Source organism: Nocardiopsis exhalans, from assembly GCF_024134545.1.
GTDB classification, from domain to species: Bacteria; Actinomycetota; Actinomycetes; order Streptosporangiales; family Streptosporangiaceae; genus Nocardiopsis; species Nocardiopsis exhalans.
Genome location: NZ_CP099837.1, coordinates 4,112,670 through 4,131,334, shown reverse-complemented (window position 1 = coordinate 4,131,334; position 18,665 = coordinate 4,112,670). Strand labels below are relative to the sequence as shown.

General features: G+C 73.8%; 3 protein-coding genes. All 3 read left to right on the top strand.

What is annotated here, in order from left to right; translation table 11 throughout:
* Window positions 1-64 precede the first annotated feature (64 nt).
* The 3 genes from NE857_RS18235 to NE857_RS18225 all read left to right on the top strand — a co-directional run bounded on the left by NE857_RS18235 (window position 65) and on the right by NE857_RS18225 (window position 18,618).
* Window positions 65-11,056 (top strand): non-ribosomal peptide synthetase, encoded by a 10,992-nt coding sequence (locus NE857_RS18235; RefSeq protein WP_254416867.1) that lies wholly within the window; start codon window positions 65-67, stop codon window positions 11,054-11,056.
* Window positions 11,053-14,442: a non-ribosomal peptide synthetase gene (locus NE857_RS18230; protein WP_254416866.1), complete on the top strand. Its 3,390-nt coding sequence runs from the start codon at window positions 11,053-11,055 to the stop codon at window positions 14,440-14,442. Before NE857_RS18235 ends, NE857_RS18230 begins: the two co-directional genes overlap by 4 nt.
* 84 nt (window positions 14,443-14,526) lie before the next feature.
* The gene (locus NE857_RS18225) at window positions 14,527-18,618 is read left to right on the top strand and encodes a non-ribosomal peptide synthetase (protein ID WP_254416865.1); all 4,092 of its coding nucleotides are present in this window, start codon (window positions 14,527-14,529) and stop codon (window positions 18,616-18,618) included.
* The last annotated feature ends 47 nt before the right edge of the window (window positions 18,619-18,665 follow it).

Sequence of the window (18,665 nt, the reverse complement as noted above, 5' to 3'; positions counted from 1 at the left end):
CCCCTGCGTCCTCCCCACCTCCGCCCCGCTTCGACCCGCGTACTTCTCCGAGGAGCCCGATCCCATGGCTGACATCCACGACACCCGTTTGGGCCTGACCGGCGCCCAGGCAGGCGTCTGGTACGCCCAACAGACGGCACCGGACAGCCCGGTGTTCAACGTCGGCCAGTACACCGACATCCCGGCCGACCTGGACACCGACCGCTTCGCGGCGGCGGTGCGCACGGTGGTCGCCGAGAGCGACGCCCTGCGCACCCGCGTGGTGACAGACGGGGACCGGATCGGGCAGTTCGTGGGGGACGGGGTTCCCCGGGAACTGGAGGTCGTCGACCTCACCGGCACCGGCGACGGCGAGGTCGACGGGGGAGACGGCGAGGAGGGCGTGGTCGAGCGTGCCCTGGCCTGGATGCGCGCCGACCGCGAACGCCCGGTGGACCCCACCCGCGAACCGCTGTACCGGTACGCGCTGCTGCGGGTGGGGCCACAGCGCTGGTTCTGGTTCCAGCGCTTCCACCACATCGCCGTGGACGCCTACGCCATCACGATGATGGCCCGCCGCGTCGCCGACGTGTACACCCGCCTGGGCCGGGGCGAGGAGATCCCGGCCAGCAAGTTCGGCGCCCTCACCGACCTGGTCGCCGACCAGGAGGCCTACGCCGCCTCCGACCGCTGCGCCCGGGACCGCGCCTACTGGAACGAGCTGCTCGCCGACCGTCCCGAACCCGCGCTGCTCTCCTCGGCCCCACCCGCACCGCACGCCTCCTTCCTGCGGGTCCGCACCACCGTGGGACCCGAGGTCGCCGAAGGCCTCGACATCCTGGCCAAGGCCGCTGGCGCGACCTGGGCCGACGCCCTGGTCGGTGCCTTCGCCGCCTACACCCACCGCCTCACCGGAGCCGACGATCTCCTCCTCGGATCTCCGTCCATGGGCCGGGTCGGCTCCGTTGGCCTGCGCACCCCCGCGATGGTCGTCAACGTGCTGCCGCTGCGCCTGCGCGTCACCTCGGCCCACACCGTGTCCGAGGTGATCGCGCACACCGCCGCCGCCCAGCGCGAACTGCGCACCCATCAGCGCTACCGTTCCGAACAGCTGCGCCGAGACCTCTCCGCCGTCGGCGACCGGTTCGGGCTCTACGGACCCGAGATCAACGTCAAGCTCTTCGACTACACCTTCACCTTCGACGGTGTCCCCTCCACCACCACCAACCTCTCCGAGGGGCCGGTCGACGACATCGCCGTGTCCGTCTACCGGCCCGCCGCCGGCGGCCTGGTCCTGGAAGCCAACGCCAACGACGCCCGCTACGACCGGCGCGGCGCCCGCGCCCGCCTGGACGGCTTCGCGCACTTCCTCACCGGCTTCGCCGGCGCCACCGCGTCGACCACGGTGGCCGCCCTGGACACCACCGACCCGACCGGTGCCCCGCTGGTCACCCCCGCGGCGGCCCAGGAACCGCTCACCGTCCCCGAACTCCTTTCCCGGGCTGCCACCGCGGAGCCCGACGCCACCGCGCTCGTGCACGGTGACACCCACCTGACCAGGGCCGAGTTCGCCGACCGGGTCGACCGCCTCGCCCACCTGCTGCGCGACGCCACCGTCGGCCCCGGCGACGTGGTCGCCCTCGCCCTGCCCCGCTCCGTCGAACTGGTCGTCGCCCTCTTCGCGGTCCTGCGCGCGGGCGCCGCCTACGTCCCCCTGGACCCCGACCACCCCGCCGACCGGATCGGGCACGTCCTCGACGACGCCCGCCCCACCCTCGTCCTGGCCGACTCCACCACCTCGCACCGCCTCCCCGAGACCGCCGAGGCCCGCCTGCTGGAACTCGACACCGACGAGGTCCGCGCCGCCCTGGCCCAGCAGAGCGGCGGCGCGCTCCCCGCCCCCGACCCCCGCTCGGCCGCCTACCTCATCTACACCTCCGGCTCCACCGGAAAGCCCAAGGGTGTGGTGATCGAACACCGCTCTCTGGCCGCCCTGGCCGCCACCCAGCGCGCCCACCTTGGCCAGTACCTGCCCGAGCGGGCGAGGATCGGTCACACCGGCTCGTTCACCTTCGACGCCTCCTGGGACACCCTCCTGGGCCTGGTCCACGGCCGCGAACTCCACCTGCTCGACTCCGACCTGCTCTTCGACCACGCCCGCCTGGCCGCGCACGCGGCCGAGCACCGCCTCGACCACCTGGACTTCACCCCCACCTACCTCCAGGGCCTGCTCGACTCCGGCGAACTCCACCACCCGCCCGCCCTGATCACCTTCGGCGGCGAGGCCTGCCCCCAGCGCCTGTGGGACCGGCTGCGCGCCCTGCCCGGCACCCGCGCCCTCAACTTCTACGGGCCCACCGAGAACACCGTGGACGCCCTGGTCTGCGACGTGCGCGACAGCGATGAGAGCGCCATCGGCCGCCCCGTCGCGGGTGTGCGCGCCCACATCCTGGACGCCGCCCTGCGCCCGGTCCCGGCCGGCGTGCCCGGCGACCTGTACCTGTCCGGCGAGCAGCTCGCCCGCGGGTACGCGGGCCGCCCCGACCTGACCGCCGAACGCTTCGTGGCCGACCCCTACGGCCCGCCCGGCACCCGCATGTACCGCACCGGCGACCGCGCCCTGCTCCGCGAGGACGGCAACGTCGCCTACCTGGGCCGCGCCGACGGCCAGGTCCAGGTCCGCGGCTACCGGATCGAGCCCGGCGAGGTCGACGCGGTGGCCCGTACCCACCCCCGGGTGGGTCAGTGCGCCACCGTGGTCCGCCGCACCCCGGCCGGAGCCGCCCAACTCGTCGCCTACGTGGTCGCGGGCGCGACGGAGCCGTCCGGCGCGGAAGGCTCCGCGGAGTCGGCCGGGCAAGCCGCGGAACTCACCGAGGAGGAGGTGCGCGACCACCTCTGCGCGCGACTGCCCGACTACATGGTGCCCACCCGCGTGGTGACCCTGGACCGGTTGCCGCTCAACTCCAGCGGCAAGGTCGACACCCGCGTCCTGCCCGAACCCGCCGCCCTGCCCTCCGGCGCCGGTGCGACCGAGCCCGGGACCCCCGCCGAGCACGCCCTCCTGGGCATCCTGCGCGATGTCCTGGGTACCGACCTCGGCCCGCACGACGACTTCTTCCGCCTCGGCGGCGACAGCATCCTCGCCATCCAGGCGGTCAACCGCGCCCGTTCCGCCGGACTGGCCCTGGCCGTGCGCGATGTGTTCGAGGCGCCCACCGCCGCCGGACTCGCCATCCGCGCGGGCACCGCCGTCAACACCCCGCGCGTGCCCGACAACCCGGTCGGCGAGGTCGAGCCCACCGCCGTCACCGCCGAACTCCTCGCCGAGGGCGGGCCCCGCCCCCGCTTCACCCAGTCCCAGGTGCTGTGGACCCCGGCCGGGATCACCCAGGACGTCCTCACCGCCGCCCTGCGGGCCGTCGTCGCCCACCACGGAGCCCTGCGCCTGCGCCTGCGCGAGGGCCGGATGGACGTCCTGCCCGCCAGGGGACTACGCGGCTTCGACCCTCTCACCCGGGTGGACGCCGCCGGGCTGACCGAAGACGCCCTGACCGACCTGGTCCAGCGGGAGGCGGCCCGCGCCCACACCCGCATCGACCTCACCGAGGGCCGCCCGCTCACCGCTGTGTGGTTCGACAGCGGCCCCGACCGCATGGGACAACTCCTGATCCAGGTCCACCACCTGGCCGTGGACGGTGTGTCCTGGCGGGTCATCGGCCCCGACCTCGCCGACGCCGTCGCCGCCCTGAGCGCGGGCCGCGCCGTCCAGCTGCCCGGCGCGGGCACATCCTTGCGCCGCTGGACCACCCTGCTCCAGGAGGAGGCCCGCCACCCCGGCCGCATCGCCGAGCTCGACCACTGGACCGAGCAGACCGACCCGGCCCGCCACCGCCGCCTGGGCGCCCGCGACCTGGACCCCGACCACGACGTGGTCGCCGCCCGCCGCAGTCTGGAACTCGAACTCGACCCCGAGCTCACCCACCAGGTCCTCACCGGCATCGGCGCCACCTACCGCGTCGGCGCCGAGGAGGTCCTCCTGGCCGCCCTCACCCTCGCAACCGACCAGCGACTCCTGGTCGAACTCGAAGGCCACGGCCGCCGCGACCTGCTCACCGCATCCGCGGACCTGGCCCGCACGGTCGGCTGGCTGACCACCTCCCACCCGGTCGCGCTCACCCCCGGCGCCGACCCCGTCCGCACTCTCAAGCGGGTCAAGGAGACCCTGCGCGCCACCCCCGGGCACGGCCTCGGCTACGGCCTCCTGCGCCAGCTCAACCCCGAGACCGCGCCCCGGCTCACCGGCCGCGCCCGACCCGACGTCCTCTTCAACTACCTCGGCCGCTTCGGCGCCCCCGCCGCCCAGCCCTGGGAGTCGGCCCCCGCCACCACCCGGGTCATGCTCGGCGAGGACCCCGACCAGCCCCTCACCCACGGCCTGGAGATCGGCGCCATCGCCCACGAGGGCCCCGGCGGCCCCCGCCTGCACCTGACCCTGCGCTGGGCGCCCGGCGTCCACGACCACCACGGCATCCGCGCTCTGGCCGATGACCTCACCGCCGCCCTGCGCGCCCTGGCCGAAGCAGCCGCCGACCCCGGCCCGCACACCCTCACCCCCTCCGACCTGCCCCTCCTCGAACTCGAACCCTCCCGGATCGAGCAGGTCGAGCGCGCCTGGGCGGACACTTCCGGTGACCCCGCGGCCCGCGTGGCCGAACTCTGGCCCGCCACCGCGCTCCAGTCGGGCCTGGTCTTCCACAGCCTCTACAGCTCCGGCCACGACGCCTACACGGCCCAGTCAGCCGTGCGGGTCGACGGCGCCCTCGACTCCGAGCGCCTGCGCCGTGCCGCCGCGCTCCTGCTGGAGCACCACCCCAGCCTGCGCGCGGGTTTCCACACCGAGGGCGAGGGCCTGATCCAGTTTGTCCCGGCCGCCCTCGAACCCCGCTGGCGCGGTGTCGACCTGTCCGAGCACCCCGACCCGCACGCCGCTCTCGAACAGCTGCGCGCCGAGGAGCTCGCCACCCCCTTCGACCTCGCCCACCCGCCGCTGCTGCGCTTCACCCTGGTGCGGCTGACCCCCGCCCGGCACGTGCTGGTCACCACCGACCACCACACCCTCCTGGACGGCTGGTCCACGCCCCTGTTCCTGCGCGAGCTCTTCGACCGCTACGCGCGGCCGGACACCCCCGCGCCCAGCACGCACTTTCGTGACTACCTCGCCTGGCTGGCCGACCGCGACACCGGCGCCGCCGACCACGCCTGGTCCACCGAACTCGCCGACCTGAGCGGTCCCACCCTGCTCGCCCCCGAAGCACCCGCCCACGGCGGCCGCGAACAGCAGGTCGTCACCGCCGCCCTCACCCCGGAGGAGACCGACCGGGCGGCGGCCACCGCCCGGGCCCTCGGCGTCACCACCAACACCCTCGTCCAGGCGGCCTGGGCCCTGGTCCTGGGTACGGCCACCGGACGCACCGACGTCGTCTTCGGCGCCACCGTCTCCGGCCGCCCCGCCGACCTGCCCGGCGTGGAGTCCACCCTGGGCCTGTTCATCAACACCGTGCCGGTCCGCGTGCGCACCGCCCCCGGCACCCCGCTCGCCGAACTGCTCACCGACCTCCAGCGCCGCCAGGCCGCCCTCTCCGAGCACCACCACACCGGCCTGACCCGCACCCAGGAACTGTCCGGGTACGCGCCGCTCTTCGACACCCTCCTGGTGTTCGAGAACTTCCCGGCACGCGACGCCCTGGCCGACCACGACCACGCCGGGGTCCGCCTCACCGACGTCCAGGTCGAGGACGCCACCCACTACCCGGTCTCCCTGAACGTCTTCCCCGGCCAGAGCCTGGGCCTGCGCCTGTGCCACCGCCCCGACGCCGTCGGCACCGAGCAGGCCGAGGCGCTCCTGGACCGCCTGCGCGCAACCATCAACCAGATCGCCGACCACCCCGAGCGGCCGGTCGCCGAGATCGCCACCACCACCCCGACCGAACGCGACCAGCTGATCGAGGGCTTCAACCGCACCGAGACCGCCATCACCGCGGCCCGTCCCTGCGACGCCCTCGCCACCTGGGCCGCCTGGGCCCCCGACACCACGGCCGTGGTCGACACCGAGGGCGAGCACACCTACGCCGAACTCGACGTGTGGGTGGAGGAGATCGCGGCTCTCCTGCGCGCGAACCGGGTGCACCCCGGCCAGGTCGTGGGCGTGGCGGTGCCGCGTTCGGTGGACATGCTGGCGTCGCTGCTGGCGGTCCAGCGGGTGGGTGGCGTGTACCTGCCGCTGGACCCGGAGTTCCCGGCCGACCGGTTGGCGTACATGCTCGCCGATTCCGGTGCGGTCCTCGTTCTCACCGGCGGGGGAGTGGAGGCCCCCGCCGGTGTCAGTACCCCTGTGCTGGACCTGTCCGTCCTGGGCCCCGAGTGCTCTGAGGGCTCCGCGGTGGCCCCGGCCACCGAGCAGGGTTCAGGCAGCGCGGCCACGGCGGTGAGACCGGTCGGCGCTGACTCGGTGGCCTACATCCTGTACACCTCGGGGTCGACCGGGAAGCCCAAGGGTGTGGTGATCAGCCACCGCAACCTGGCCAACTTCCTCACCGACATGGGTCAGCGCTTCCCGCTTTCGCAGGGTGAGCGGTGGTTGGCGGTGACCACGGTCAGTTTCGACATCTCCGCCCTGGAGCTGTACCTTCCGTTGCTGTCCGGCGCGACGGTGGTCCTCGCGGACAAGGACACCGTCCGCGACCCCCGCCTGCTCGGCGAACTGGCCGCCGCTTCCGGTGCCACGATCATGCAGGCCACCCCGTCGCTGTGGCGCTCCCTCACCGAACACGATCCGGCCGCCCTCGCTCCGCTCCGCGTCCTGGTGGGCGGGGAGGCCGTGCAACCGCCCCTGGCCGCCCTGCTCGCCGAACACTCCCGGGGCGCACACAACGTCTACGGGCCCACCGAGACCACCATCTGGTCCACCACCATCCCCCTGGACACCACCGGTCCCGTCACCATCGGCCGCCCCGTGGCCAACACCCGGGTGTACGTACTGGACACCGCCCTGCGACCCGCCCCCGTGGGTGTTCCCGGCGACCTGTACATCGCCGGTGAGGGGGTCGGGCTCGGCTACCACCAGCGGTTCGACCTCACCGCGGAACGTTTCGTCGCCGACCCCTTCGGCCCGCCGGGGTCCCGGATGTACCGCACCGGCGACCTGGCCCGCTGGCGTACGGACGGCACCCTGGACTTCCTGGGCCGGGCCGACTTCCAGGTCAAGGTGCGCGGTTTCCGGATCGAACTCGGCGAGATCGAGACCGCCCTGCTGTCCGCCCCGGGCACAGCCCAGGCCGTGGTCACCGCCCGCGAGGACGCGTCCGGCAACGCCTGGCTCGCCGCGCACGTGGTCCCCACCGCCCCGGACCTGACGGCTGCCGACCTTCGGGCCCATGTGGCGGCCCAGCTGCCCGAGTACATGGTCCCCTCGGCCTTCGTCCTTATGGACGCCCTCCCGCTCACCGCCAACGGCAAGGTCGACCGCAAGGCCCTCCCCGACCCCGGTGCCCCCGTCCAGCAGGGCAGGGCGCCCGCCACCGCCCGGGAGGAGATCCTCTGCGCAATCCTCGCCGACATCCTGGGCAGGCAGGAGGTCGGACCGGACGAGGACTTCTTCGCCCTGGGCGGGCACTCCCTGCTCGCCACCCGTGTGGTGGCCCGGGTCCGTGCCCTCCTCGGCGCGGACGTGGGCGTGCGCGACCTGTTCGAAGCCCCCACCGCGGCCGCCCTCGCCCGACGCACCGAGCACACCACCTCTACCCGGCCCAGCATCACCCCGCGCGCCACGGACCAGCCGCGCCGGCTGTCCCACGCCCAGCACCGACTATGGCTCGTCGACCGGCTCCACGAGTCCGGCGGAGCCTACAACGTGCCCCTCGCGGTGCGTGTCGCCGATTCTCTGGACCCCGACACCCTGAGCGCCGCCTTCGCCGACCTGGTCGGACGCCACGAAGTACTGCGCACCGTCATCCGCGTCGACCCCGACCGGCCCGGCACCCCCGTCCCGCACCTACTGGACGCCGACCCCGGCGACCCCTCGGCTCTGGTCGACGTGGCGGCGGAGCACATCAGCGAGCCTGTGGACACCGCGCTCGCCCGCATCACCGCCCAGCCCTTCGACCTCGCCGAACGCCCGCCCCTGCGGGTCCGCCTGCTCACCGGTCCCGGTCCCGGTTGTGTCCTGCTGATCGTCCTGCACCACATCGTCGCCGACGAGTGGTCCTTCGGGCCGCTCCTGAGCGACCTGGACACCGCCTACCGGGCCCGCGCCGCGGGCCGCGCCCCCGACTGGGCACCGCTGCCGCTCCAGTACGCCGACTACGCCGCCTCCCGCGCGGACTGGCTCGGCGCCGCAGAGGACCCGCAAAGCCCGCTCAGCCAGCGGCTCGACCACTGGCGCCGCAGCCTGGACGGGCTCCCCGACGAACTCGCCCTGCCCACCGACCGCCCCCGGCCCGCCGTCCCCTCGCACACCGGCGGCCTCGCCCAGACCCCCGTCGACCCCGAACTCCACGCGGCCCTGCGCGACCTGGCCGCCGAGCACGGCGTCACCGTCTTCATGGTGGTCCAGGCTGCCGTCGCCACCCTCCTGCACCGCCTCGGCGCGGGCGAGGACATCCCCCTGGGCAGCCCGGTCGCCGACCGCGCCGACGAGGGCCTCCAGGACGCGGTCGGGTTCTTCCTCAACACCCTGGTCCTGCGCCTGGACCTGTCCGGACGGCCGACCTTCGCCGAACTCCTCGCCCGGGTGCGCGAGGTCGACCTGTCGGGCTTCGCCAACGCCGACGCCCCCTTCGACACCGTGGTCGAGGCGCTGCGTCCGGAGCGCTCGGTCAGCCGCCACCCGCTGTTCCAGACGATGGTGTCCTACCAGCGCAGGCCCGAGGGCGCCGACCAGCTCTTCGGCTCGACCACCCACCTGGTCGAGACCCCGCTGGACACGGCCAAGTTCGACCTGGAGTTCGCCTACATCGAGGACCCGCGGCAGGGAACCCGGCTGGCGCTCAACCACTCCGCGGACCTGTTCGACGCCTCAACGGCCCAGATGATGGCCGACCGCCTCGTGCGGCTGCTGAGCCGGGTCGCGGCCGCCCCCGAGCAGTCCGTCGGCGCGATCGACGTGCTCGGCGACAGCGAACGCGACCAGCTGATCGAGGGCTTCAACCGCACCGAAACCGCCATTACCGCGGCCCGTCCCTGCGACGCCCTCGCCGACTGGGCCGGGCGCACCCCCGGGGCGATCGCGGTCGAGGACGGCTCGGGAACCCACACCTACGCCGCCGTTCTCGAACGGGTGGCGCAGATCGCGGGCCTGCTCCGGCAGCGGGGCGTCGAACCCGGCCAGACGGTCGCGGTGGCGATGCCGCGTTCGGTGGACATGCTGGCCTCGATGCTCGCCGTGCAGCGGGTGGGTGGCGTGTACCTGCCGCTGGACCCGGAGTTCCCGGATGACCGGTTGGCGTACATGCTCGCCGATTCCGGTGCGGTCCTCGTTCTCACCGGCGGGGGAGTGGAGGCCCCCGCCGGTGTCACCACCCCGGCCCTGGACCTGGACGGAGCACGCCCCGAGGCCCTGCCCGAGATAACGTCCGCTGCCCAGGGGCTGGACGGTGTCCCCGCGCACGCTGATTCGGTGGCGTACATCCTGTACACCTCGGGGTCGACCGGGAAGCCCAAGGGTGTGGTGATCAGTCACCGCAACCTGGCCAACTTCCTCACCGACATGGGTCAGCGCTTCCCGCTCGGCCCGGGGGAGCGCTGGCTGGCGGTGACCACGGTCAGCTTCGACATCTCCGCCCTGGAGCTGTACCTTCCGTTGCTGTCCGGCGCGACGGTGGTCCTCGCCGACAAGGACACCGTCCGCGACGGGGTGGCCCTCGCCGACCTGCTGGAAGGCGGCCGGATCGGGATCATGCAGGCCACCCCCACCCTGTGGCGGATGCTCCTGGAGACCAAGCCCGAGGTCCTGCGCGGTCTTCGCGTGCTGGTCGGCGGCGAGGCCCTGCCGCAGGCGTTGGCCGACGACCTTGCCGTGCACGCTCCGCAGGTCACCAACGTCTACGGGCCCACCGAGACCACCATCTGGTCCACCACATCCCCGGTGCGCACGGAGGAGCCGGTCTCCATCGGCCGTCCCATGGCCAACACCCGGGTGTACGTGCTGGACGCCGACCTGCAGCCGGTCCCGGCCGGGGTCCCCGGCGACCTGTACATCGCCGGTGAGGGGGTCGGGCTCGGCTACCACCAGCGGTTCGGCCTCACCGCGGAACGTTTCGTCGCCGACCCGTACGCGCCCCCGGACCGGCCGGGATCCCGGATGTACCGCACCGGCGACCTGGCCCGCTGGAAGCCCGACGGCACCGTGGACTTCCTGGGCCGGGCCGACTTCCAGGTCAAGGTGCGCGGTTTCCGGATCGAACTCGGCGAGATCGAGACGGTCCTCGCCCGCCTCGACGGCGTCGCCCAGGCCGTGGTCACCGCCCAGGAGGGAGCGGACGGCCACCACCGCCTCGTCGCCTATCTCACCGCCACGGAGGCCGTACCCGAAGCGGCCGACCTGCGGGCCGCGCTCTCCGCGCAGCTGCCCGGCTACATGGTCCCCTCCGCCTTCGTCCCGCTGGACTCCTGGCCGCTCACCGCCAACGGCAAGGTCGACCGCAAGGCGCTGCCCGACCCGGCGGCCACCGCCGGCGACCGCCCCGCCGGACGGGCTCCGGCCACCGAGGCCGAACGCGCCCTGTGCGCGGTGTACGCGGACGTCCTCGGCCTGGAGGAGGTGGGAGCCGACGAGGACTTCTTCGCCCTGGGCGGCGACAGCGTGCTCACCCTGCGCCTGGTCGGCGGAGCCCGCCAGGCCGGGTGGACCGTCACCGGCCGCCAGGTCTTCCGCCACCCCGTGGTCGCCGACCTGGCCGCCGTGGCCGAGCCCGCCTCCCCACCAGAAACCGAACCCGCCGCCCCGGAGGAACCCTTGATCTCCCTGGCCCCCGGCCAGCTCGACCAGCTCGAATCGATGTGGAGGAAGCGGCGATGACCCAGCACACCACCCCCGCACCCGAAACACCCGCTTCCGGTGCCCGCCCCACGCCCGCCCCCGGAGCCATCGCCGACGTCCTGCCGCTCAGCCCGCTCCAGGAGGGGCTGCTGTTCCACCACGCCCTCGCCGGGAGCGAAGGCGATGTGTACGGCATCCAGCTGCGCGCGGAACTCCTCGGCCGGGTCGATCCGGGGCGCCTGCGCCGGGCCGCTGCCGCGCTGCTCGGCCGACACCCCAACCTGCGCGCGGGCTTCCTGCACGAGGAGCTCGACCAACCGGTCCAGTTCGTGCCCGCCGACACCGACCTCGACTGGACCCAGACCGACCTGGGTACCGGCCCCGCGCACCAGGCGGACCCGGAGCAGGCCGAGGAGCGGGTGGCCGAGCGGGAGTTCATGAAGGGGTTCGACCTGTCGGCACCGCCGCTCATCCGCTTCCACGCCCTCACCACCAGCCCCAGCCGTACCGTCCTGGTGGTCACCGCCCACCACGTGCTGCTCGACGGCTGGTCGCTGCCCATCCTCGTCCGGGACCTCCTGCGCCTGTACGAGGTGAACGGCGACGGCGCGGCCCTGCCCGCCGCCCCGCGTTACCGCGACCACCTGGCCTGGCTCAACGGCCGCGACCACGCGTCGGCACGCGAGGCGTGGGCCGCGGCCCTGGAAACCCTCCCCGAACCCACCCTGCTCGCCCCCGCCGCCAGCGGCCCGGATCACGCCCCGGCCTGTGTCGAGTCCGCTCTCGGGGCCGCTGCCAGCAAGCGGCTCCGCGCCCTCGCAGCCGAAACCGGGGTCACCGTCAACACCGTCCTCCAGGTCACCTGGGCGCTGACGCTCGCCGCGCGCACCGGCCGGGACGACGTCGTCTTCGGCCAGCCCGTCTCCGGGCGCCCGCCCGAGCTCCCCGGGTCCCAGGACGCCATCGGACTGTTCACCAACACCCTCCCGGTCCGGATCGCCCCCGACCCCGCCGAGCCCCTCGCGGACCTGCTCACCCGGGTACGCCTGGACCAGGCGGACCTCCTGGACCACCAGTGGACCGGTCTGGCCGAGGTGCAGCGCGCCGCTGGGCGCGGAACCCTCTTCGACACCCTCCTGGTCGTCGAGAACTACCCGCTCGACGAGGCCGCCGCCCGGGCCGACCACGCCGGTGTCCGCGCCGGGGACATCCGGGTCCGCGACGCCACCCACTACCCGGCCACGCTCACGGTCCTACCGGACGAGGGCCCGGACCGCAGCACCCTGCTGCGCCTGGACCACCTGCCCGGAGCGGTGCCCGAGCCCGCCGCCCGCCAGCTGCTCGACCTGTTCGAGCACCTGCTCGCCCAGGTCTGCGCCGACCCCCGCCGCACCCCGCGCGAGCTCGACCTGCTCACCCCGGATCAGCGCGCGGAACTCTCCCGGCACAACTCCACCGCCCACGCCACCGCCCACAGCACCATCACCGCGCAGCTCGCTGCCGCCGAACGGGCCCACCCGGACCGGACCGCCGTCGTCGCCGAGGACCGCGAACTCACCTACCGGCAGCTGCACCGCGACGCCGCCCGCCTCGCCCGCCTGCTCAGCGAACACGGAGTCGGCCCCGACAGCGCCGTCGCAGTGGCCCTACCACGCGGAACGGATCTGGTCACCGCGCTGGTGGCGGCCGTGCGCAGCGGCGGCGTGTACCTGCCGCTCGACCTGGACCACCCGCCCGCGCGGCTGGCCGACATGGCCGAGCGCTCCGGGGCGCTTGTCGTGGTCACCACCTCGGCACAGCGGGAGGCCCTCGCCGACCTGCCCGCCGACATCGTTCGGATCGAACTCGACGACCCGGCCACCCGGGCCCGCCTGACCGGACTCACGCCCCTGCCGTGGGCGCGGCCGCACCCCGAACAGCTCGCCTACACCCTGTTCACCTCCGGCTCCACCGGCCGCCCCAAGGGCGTGGGGATCTCCCACCGCGCCATCGCCAACCGCGTCGAGTGGACCCAGCACGCCTACCGGCTCACCCCCCAGGACCGGGTCGCGCAGAAGACCCCGGTCGGCTTCGACGTCTCGGTGTGGGAGTTCCTCTGGCCACTGGCGGTCGGCGCGGCCGTCGTCCCGGCCCGCCCGGACGGTCACCGGGACCCCGCCTACCTGGTCGAGTTCCTCATCGCGCGGAACGTGACGGTCTGCCACTTCGTCCCGGCGGTGCTCCGCCTGTTCCTCGACGAACTCCCCCCGGCGGCCGCGCCATCGGGTCATCCGTCCGGTCTCCGTCTGGTCATCGCCAGCGGGGAGGCGCTCAGCGGCGACCTCGCCCGCGCCTTCGCCGCCGCCCTGCCCACCACCGCCCTGGAGAACCTCTACGGTCCCACCGAGGCGGCCATCGACGTCACCTCCCACCCGGCCGCGACCCCGGGGCAACCGGCCGCGGAGGCCGTCCCCGACCCGGGCGGCTCGGTCCCCATCGGACTCCCGGTCCCAAACACCACCCTGCACGTCCTGGACCACGCTCTGCGTCCGGTCCCGCCCGAAGCGGTCGGCGAGCTCTACCTCGGCGGGGTCCAGCTCGCGCGCGGCTACGTCGGCCGCCCCGACCTCACCGCGTCCCGATTCGTCGCCGACCCCACCGGTCAGCCCGGTGAGCGCCTCTACCGCACCGGCGACCTCGTCCGCCGCCGGGCCGACGGCGCCCTCGTCTACCTCGGCCGCTCCGACGACCAGGTCAAGATCAACGGGGTGCGGGTCGAGCCCGGCGAGGCCGAAGCGGTCCTGCGCGCCCTGGACGGTGTCGCCGACGCCGCCGTCGCCGTCCGCACCGCAGGCGGTACCACCGCCCTGGCCGGATACGTCGTCCCCGCGCCGGGCCGCACCCCGGACCCGGACCACCTGCGCGCCCGACTGGCTTCGGCACTGCCCCAGGCCCTGGTCCCCGCCACCCTCACGGTCCTGGACCGCCTGCCCCTGAGCGTCAACGGCAAGGTCGACCGCAAGGCCCTGCCCGCACCCGTACCCGCCACCGCGTCCGGCCGAGCCCCGGCCACCGAAGCGGAACTCACCCTGTGCTCCGCCGTCGCCGACCTCCTCGGACTGCCCGGCGACCAGGTCCGGGCCGACGCCGACTTCTTCTCCCTGGGCGGGGACAGCGTCACCTCCATCCGACTGGTCGGCCGCGCCCGCGCCGCGGGGCTGGAGCTCACCGTGCGCGACGTGTTCACCCACCGCACCCCCGAGCGCCTCGCCGCACACGCCGCGGACCGGACCGAGCCCGCTTCGGCACCGCCGGGCCCCCACCCGCCCGCCGCGGCGCAGACCGGATCCGCCGATCCCGCACCCGCGGCGGGGGAGGAGTTCACGGACCTGCTCGACGCGGGCGAGATGGACCAGCTCCACCAGCTCTGGAACACCCAGGACTGAATCCCGGGGAACCCGCGGAGCGGGTGCGCCCCGCCCCGGCCCCACCCGGACCTCCACACCAGTACCGACAAGAAGAGGACACCCATGAACGCCAGCGCCGAGGGCCCGGGCGACATCCAGGACGTGCTCCCCCTCGCCACCCTCCAGGAAGGGCTGCTGTTCCACTCCGTCAAGGACGAACAGCACCTGGACGTCTACACCGTCCAGAACGTCTTCGAGTTCACCCGCCGGGTCGACGCCGCCGCTCTGCACGCCGCCGCGCAGACCCTCCTGCGCCGCCACCCCGCCCTGCGTGCCGGGTTCATGCACGAAGGCGTCGAACGCCCCGTCCAGTTCATCCCGCGCGAGGTCCCGGCGGCCTGGCACGAGACGGATCTGACCGACCTGCCGCCCGCCGAGGCCCGGCGCCGCTTCGAACACATCCGCGTCGGCCAGCGCGAACGCCGCTTCGACCTCGCCCGGCCGCCGCTCATCCGGCACGTTCTCGTCCACCTGCCCGAAGAGCGCGACGTCCTCATCCTGACCTTCCACCACATCGTCATGGACGGCTGGTCCGGCGAGCTCTACAACGCCGAGCTCATGGACCTGTACCTGCGCGGCGGCGACGACACCGGCCTGCCCGCGCCCCGCCCCTACCGCGACTACCTGGTGTGGCTGTCCCGGCAGGACCACCAGCGCTCCGTCGAGGCCTGGCGCGCCGCCCTCGACGGTGTGGAGCAGGGCACCCTGGTCTCGGCCGCCGACGCCGGAGACACCACGATCATGCCCCGGACCGTGGACGGGACCGTCGCCCCCGACCTGGTCGGCCGCCTCACCGCGCTGGCCCGAGAGGCCGGGGTCACCCCCAACACGCTCTTCCTCGCCGCCTGGGGGCTGGTCCTGCGCTCCCACACCGGCGGCGACGACATCGTCTTCGGCAGCACCGTCGCCGGGCGCCCGCCCGAGATCGACGGGGTGGACTCGATCGTCGGCGTCTTCTTCAACACCGTGCCGGTCCGGGTGCGGGTCCGCCCCGCCGAGACCGTCCGCGAGCTCCTCGTCCGCCTCCAGGGCGAACAGGCCGACCTGCTCGCGCACCACCACGTCAGCCTCGCCGACATCCAGGGCGCGGTCGGCGGGCAGCGGCTCTTCGACTCGCTCTACGTGCAGCGCAACATCCCTCGCGACGACGAGCGCTACCAGAGCGTGCGCGAGCGGACCGGCCTGGAATCGGTCACCGGTAACGACGCCACCCACTACCCGCTGACCTTCGTCGCCCAGCCCGGCGAGGAGCTGCGCCTCAGCCTCGCCTACCGCACCGACGTGGTCACAGCACAGGTCGCACAGGACCTCTACGACCGGGTGGTGCGCCTGCTCGAACAGATCGCCGCGCAGCCCGACGCCCCCGTGGCCGACCTGAACCCGCTCTCCGCGCGCACCGCGAGCGCCGCCCTCACCCTGGGGGAGGGTGTTCGGCGCGAACTGCCCGAGACCACCCTCGCCGCGGTCTTCGAGGAGTCCGCCCGCCGCGACCCCGCGCGCACCGCCCTGGTCACCCGCGACGAGAGCCTCACCTTCGCCGAGCTCGACGAGCGGGCCGAACGCCTGGCCCGGCTGCTGGGCGGTCTCGGCGTGGGCCCCGAGGTCCGGGTCGCCATCGCCCTGCACCGCTCCGCCGACTGGGTGGTGACCCTGTTCGCGGTCCTCAAACTGGGCGCCGCCTACGTTCCCCTGGACCTGGAGCACCCGGCGGCCCGGCTCGGGAACATGCTCGCCGACTCCGGCCCCCTGGTCACCGTCACCACCACCCGAGCGGCCCAGAACCTGCCGGGGGAGGACGCGACCGGGCGGAGCACCGGCGGACACCGCCTCTACCTGGACGACCCGCACACCCTCGACGCCCTCGCGGGGGCCGACCTCTCCCAGCCCCGGACCCCGGCCGCGCGCCGGCCAGACCACCTCGCCTACGTCATCTTCACCTCGGGTTCCACCGGTCGGCCCAAGGGCGTGGAGATCCCCTACCACGGCCTGGTGAACATGCTGGTCAACCACCGCACGGAGATCTTCGACCCGGTGGTCCGGGCCCAGGGCGGACGGGTGATGAGGGTGGCGCACACCGTGTCCTTCTCCTTCGACATGTCCTGGGAGGAACTCCTGTGGCTGATCGACGGCCACGAAGTGCACCTCATGGACGAGGAACTGCGCCGCGACTCCGCCGCCCTGGTCGCCTACTGCGCCACCCAGGACATCGACGTCGTCAACGTGACCCCGTCCTACTGCGGACAGCTCATCGAGGACGGCCTCCTGGGAACACCGGGGCAGGAGACAGCGGACCAGGACTCAGCCCGCGGCTCCGGAGCCGCGTCCGCTCCTGTCCCCGGCGCGCACCGGCCGCCGCTGGTCCTGCTCGGCGGCGAGGCGGTCAGCGCCACCGTCTGGGACACCCTGCGCGAGGCCGACAACGTGCTCGGCTACAACCTGTACGGACCCACCGAGTACACGATCAACACCCTCGGCGGCGGCACCGGTGACAGCCCGACCCCCACGGTGGGGCGGCCCATCGCCAACACCGACGTGCACGTGCTCGACTCGGCCCTGCGCCCGGTCGCCCCCGGCGTTCCGGGCGAGTTGTACGTGAGCGGCGTCGGACTGGCCCGCGGCTACACGGGCCGCGCCGACCTGACCGCCGAGAGGTTCGTCGCCGACCCCTACGGCCCGCCCGGGTCCCGCATGTACCGGACCGGCGACCTGGTCCGCTGGGACGCCAACGGCCTCATCGACTACCTGGGCCGCGCCGACGACCAGGTCAAGATCCGCGGTGTGCGCATCGAACCCGGCGAGGTGGTGGCCGCCCTGGAGGAGTACCCGGACGTCGCCCAGGCCGCGGTGGTCGTGCGCGAGGACACCCCCGGCCTCAAACGCCTGGTCGCCTACCTGGTCCCCGCCGCGGGCGCCGACATCGACACCGACTCCCTGCGCCGCGGTCTCCAGCGCGATCTCCCTGACGCCATGGCGCCCTCCGCCCTGGCCGTCCTGGACCGGCTGCCGCTCACCGTCAACGGCAAACTCGACGCCTCCGCACTGCCCGCCCCCGCCCACCAGGGCACCACCGGCCGCCCGCCCCGCGACGACGCCGACCGCGCCCTGTGCGCCGACTTCGCCGCCGTGCTCGGCCTGACAGCGCAGGCCGAAGGCCCCGACCAGGCACTCCCCCTCACCATCGACGACGACTTCTTCGACCTGGGCGGCCACTCCCTGCTGGCCATGCGCCTGGTCGGCCGGATCCGTAAGCGCACCGGCCAGCGCCTGCGCGCGGGCGACCTCATCGCCGCGCCCACCGTCGCCCGGCTGCGCGACTACCTGGACTCCCCGCGCCGCGAGGACCTGCTCGCCCCGGTCCTGCGCCTGCGTGCGGGGGGACGCGGGAAGCCGTTGTTCTGCTTCCACCCGGCGAGCGGTTTCAGCTGGTCCTACGCGGGCCTTTCGCCCCACCTGGACAAGGAGCGGCCCATCGTCGGCATCCAGTTCCCGGGCCTGCGCGAGGACGAACTGCCCCCCACCATGGAGGAACTCGTCGAGCGCTACGCCCGTCTGGTGCGCACCGTCCAGCCCGACGGCCCCTACCACCTGCTGGGCTGGTCCTTCGGCGGACAGATCGCGCACTGCCTGGCCACCCTCCTGCAGTCCGAGGGGGAGCGGGTGGCCTTCCTCGGCATGCTCGACACCTACCCCACCGACTCCGAGCCCGTCCTGCGGGCGGGCGGGGCCATGCCTGACGCCGAGGCCGAACAGGAGGCGCTGGACTTCCTGCTCTCCAGCTCCCAGCGCGACCTGCCCTCCTGGCTGAGTAAGCCCTACAAGCGCGAGGAGGTCGTCGAGTTCATGCGCGACAGCGACGGGGTCTGGGCCGACTTCGACACCGCCACCATCGAGCGCGTGATCCGGGCGCGCATGTACACCAACGAGGTCATGTACCGCACCGGATACCGGGCCTTCGAAGGTGACCTGTACTTCTTCTCCGCCACTGCCGAGCGCGATCCGAACTCGGGCATCACCGCCGAACTGTGGAAGGAGCACGTCCGCGGACAGGTGCTCGACACCCCCGTCGACCACCACCACAACGACATGACCGGTCCGGCCGCTCTGGCGGTGATCGGCCCCGTTCTCGACCGCGTCCTGCGCGGGGACCGCGGCTGAGGCCGGGCCGGGAAAGCCCGCCGCCCGTCACGACCGTTCTCCGACCC

What these genes read in the sequence shown, in the direction of transcription:
- NE857_RS18235 (WP_254416867.1), top strand. Translation starts at nt 65, where the DNA reads ATGGCTGACATCCACGACACCCGTTTGGGCCTGACCGGCGCCCAGGCA.
- NE857_RS18230 (WP_254416866.1), top strand. Translation starts at nt 11,053, where the DNA reads ATGACCCAGCACACCACCCCCGCACCCGAAACACCCGCTTCCGGTGCC.
- NE857_RS18225 (WP_254416865.1), top strand. Translation starts at nt 14,527, where the DNA reads ATGAACGCCAGCGCCGAGGGCCCGGGCGACATCCAGGACGTGCTCCCC.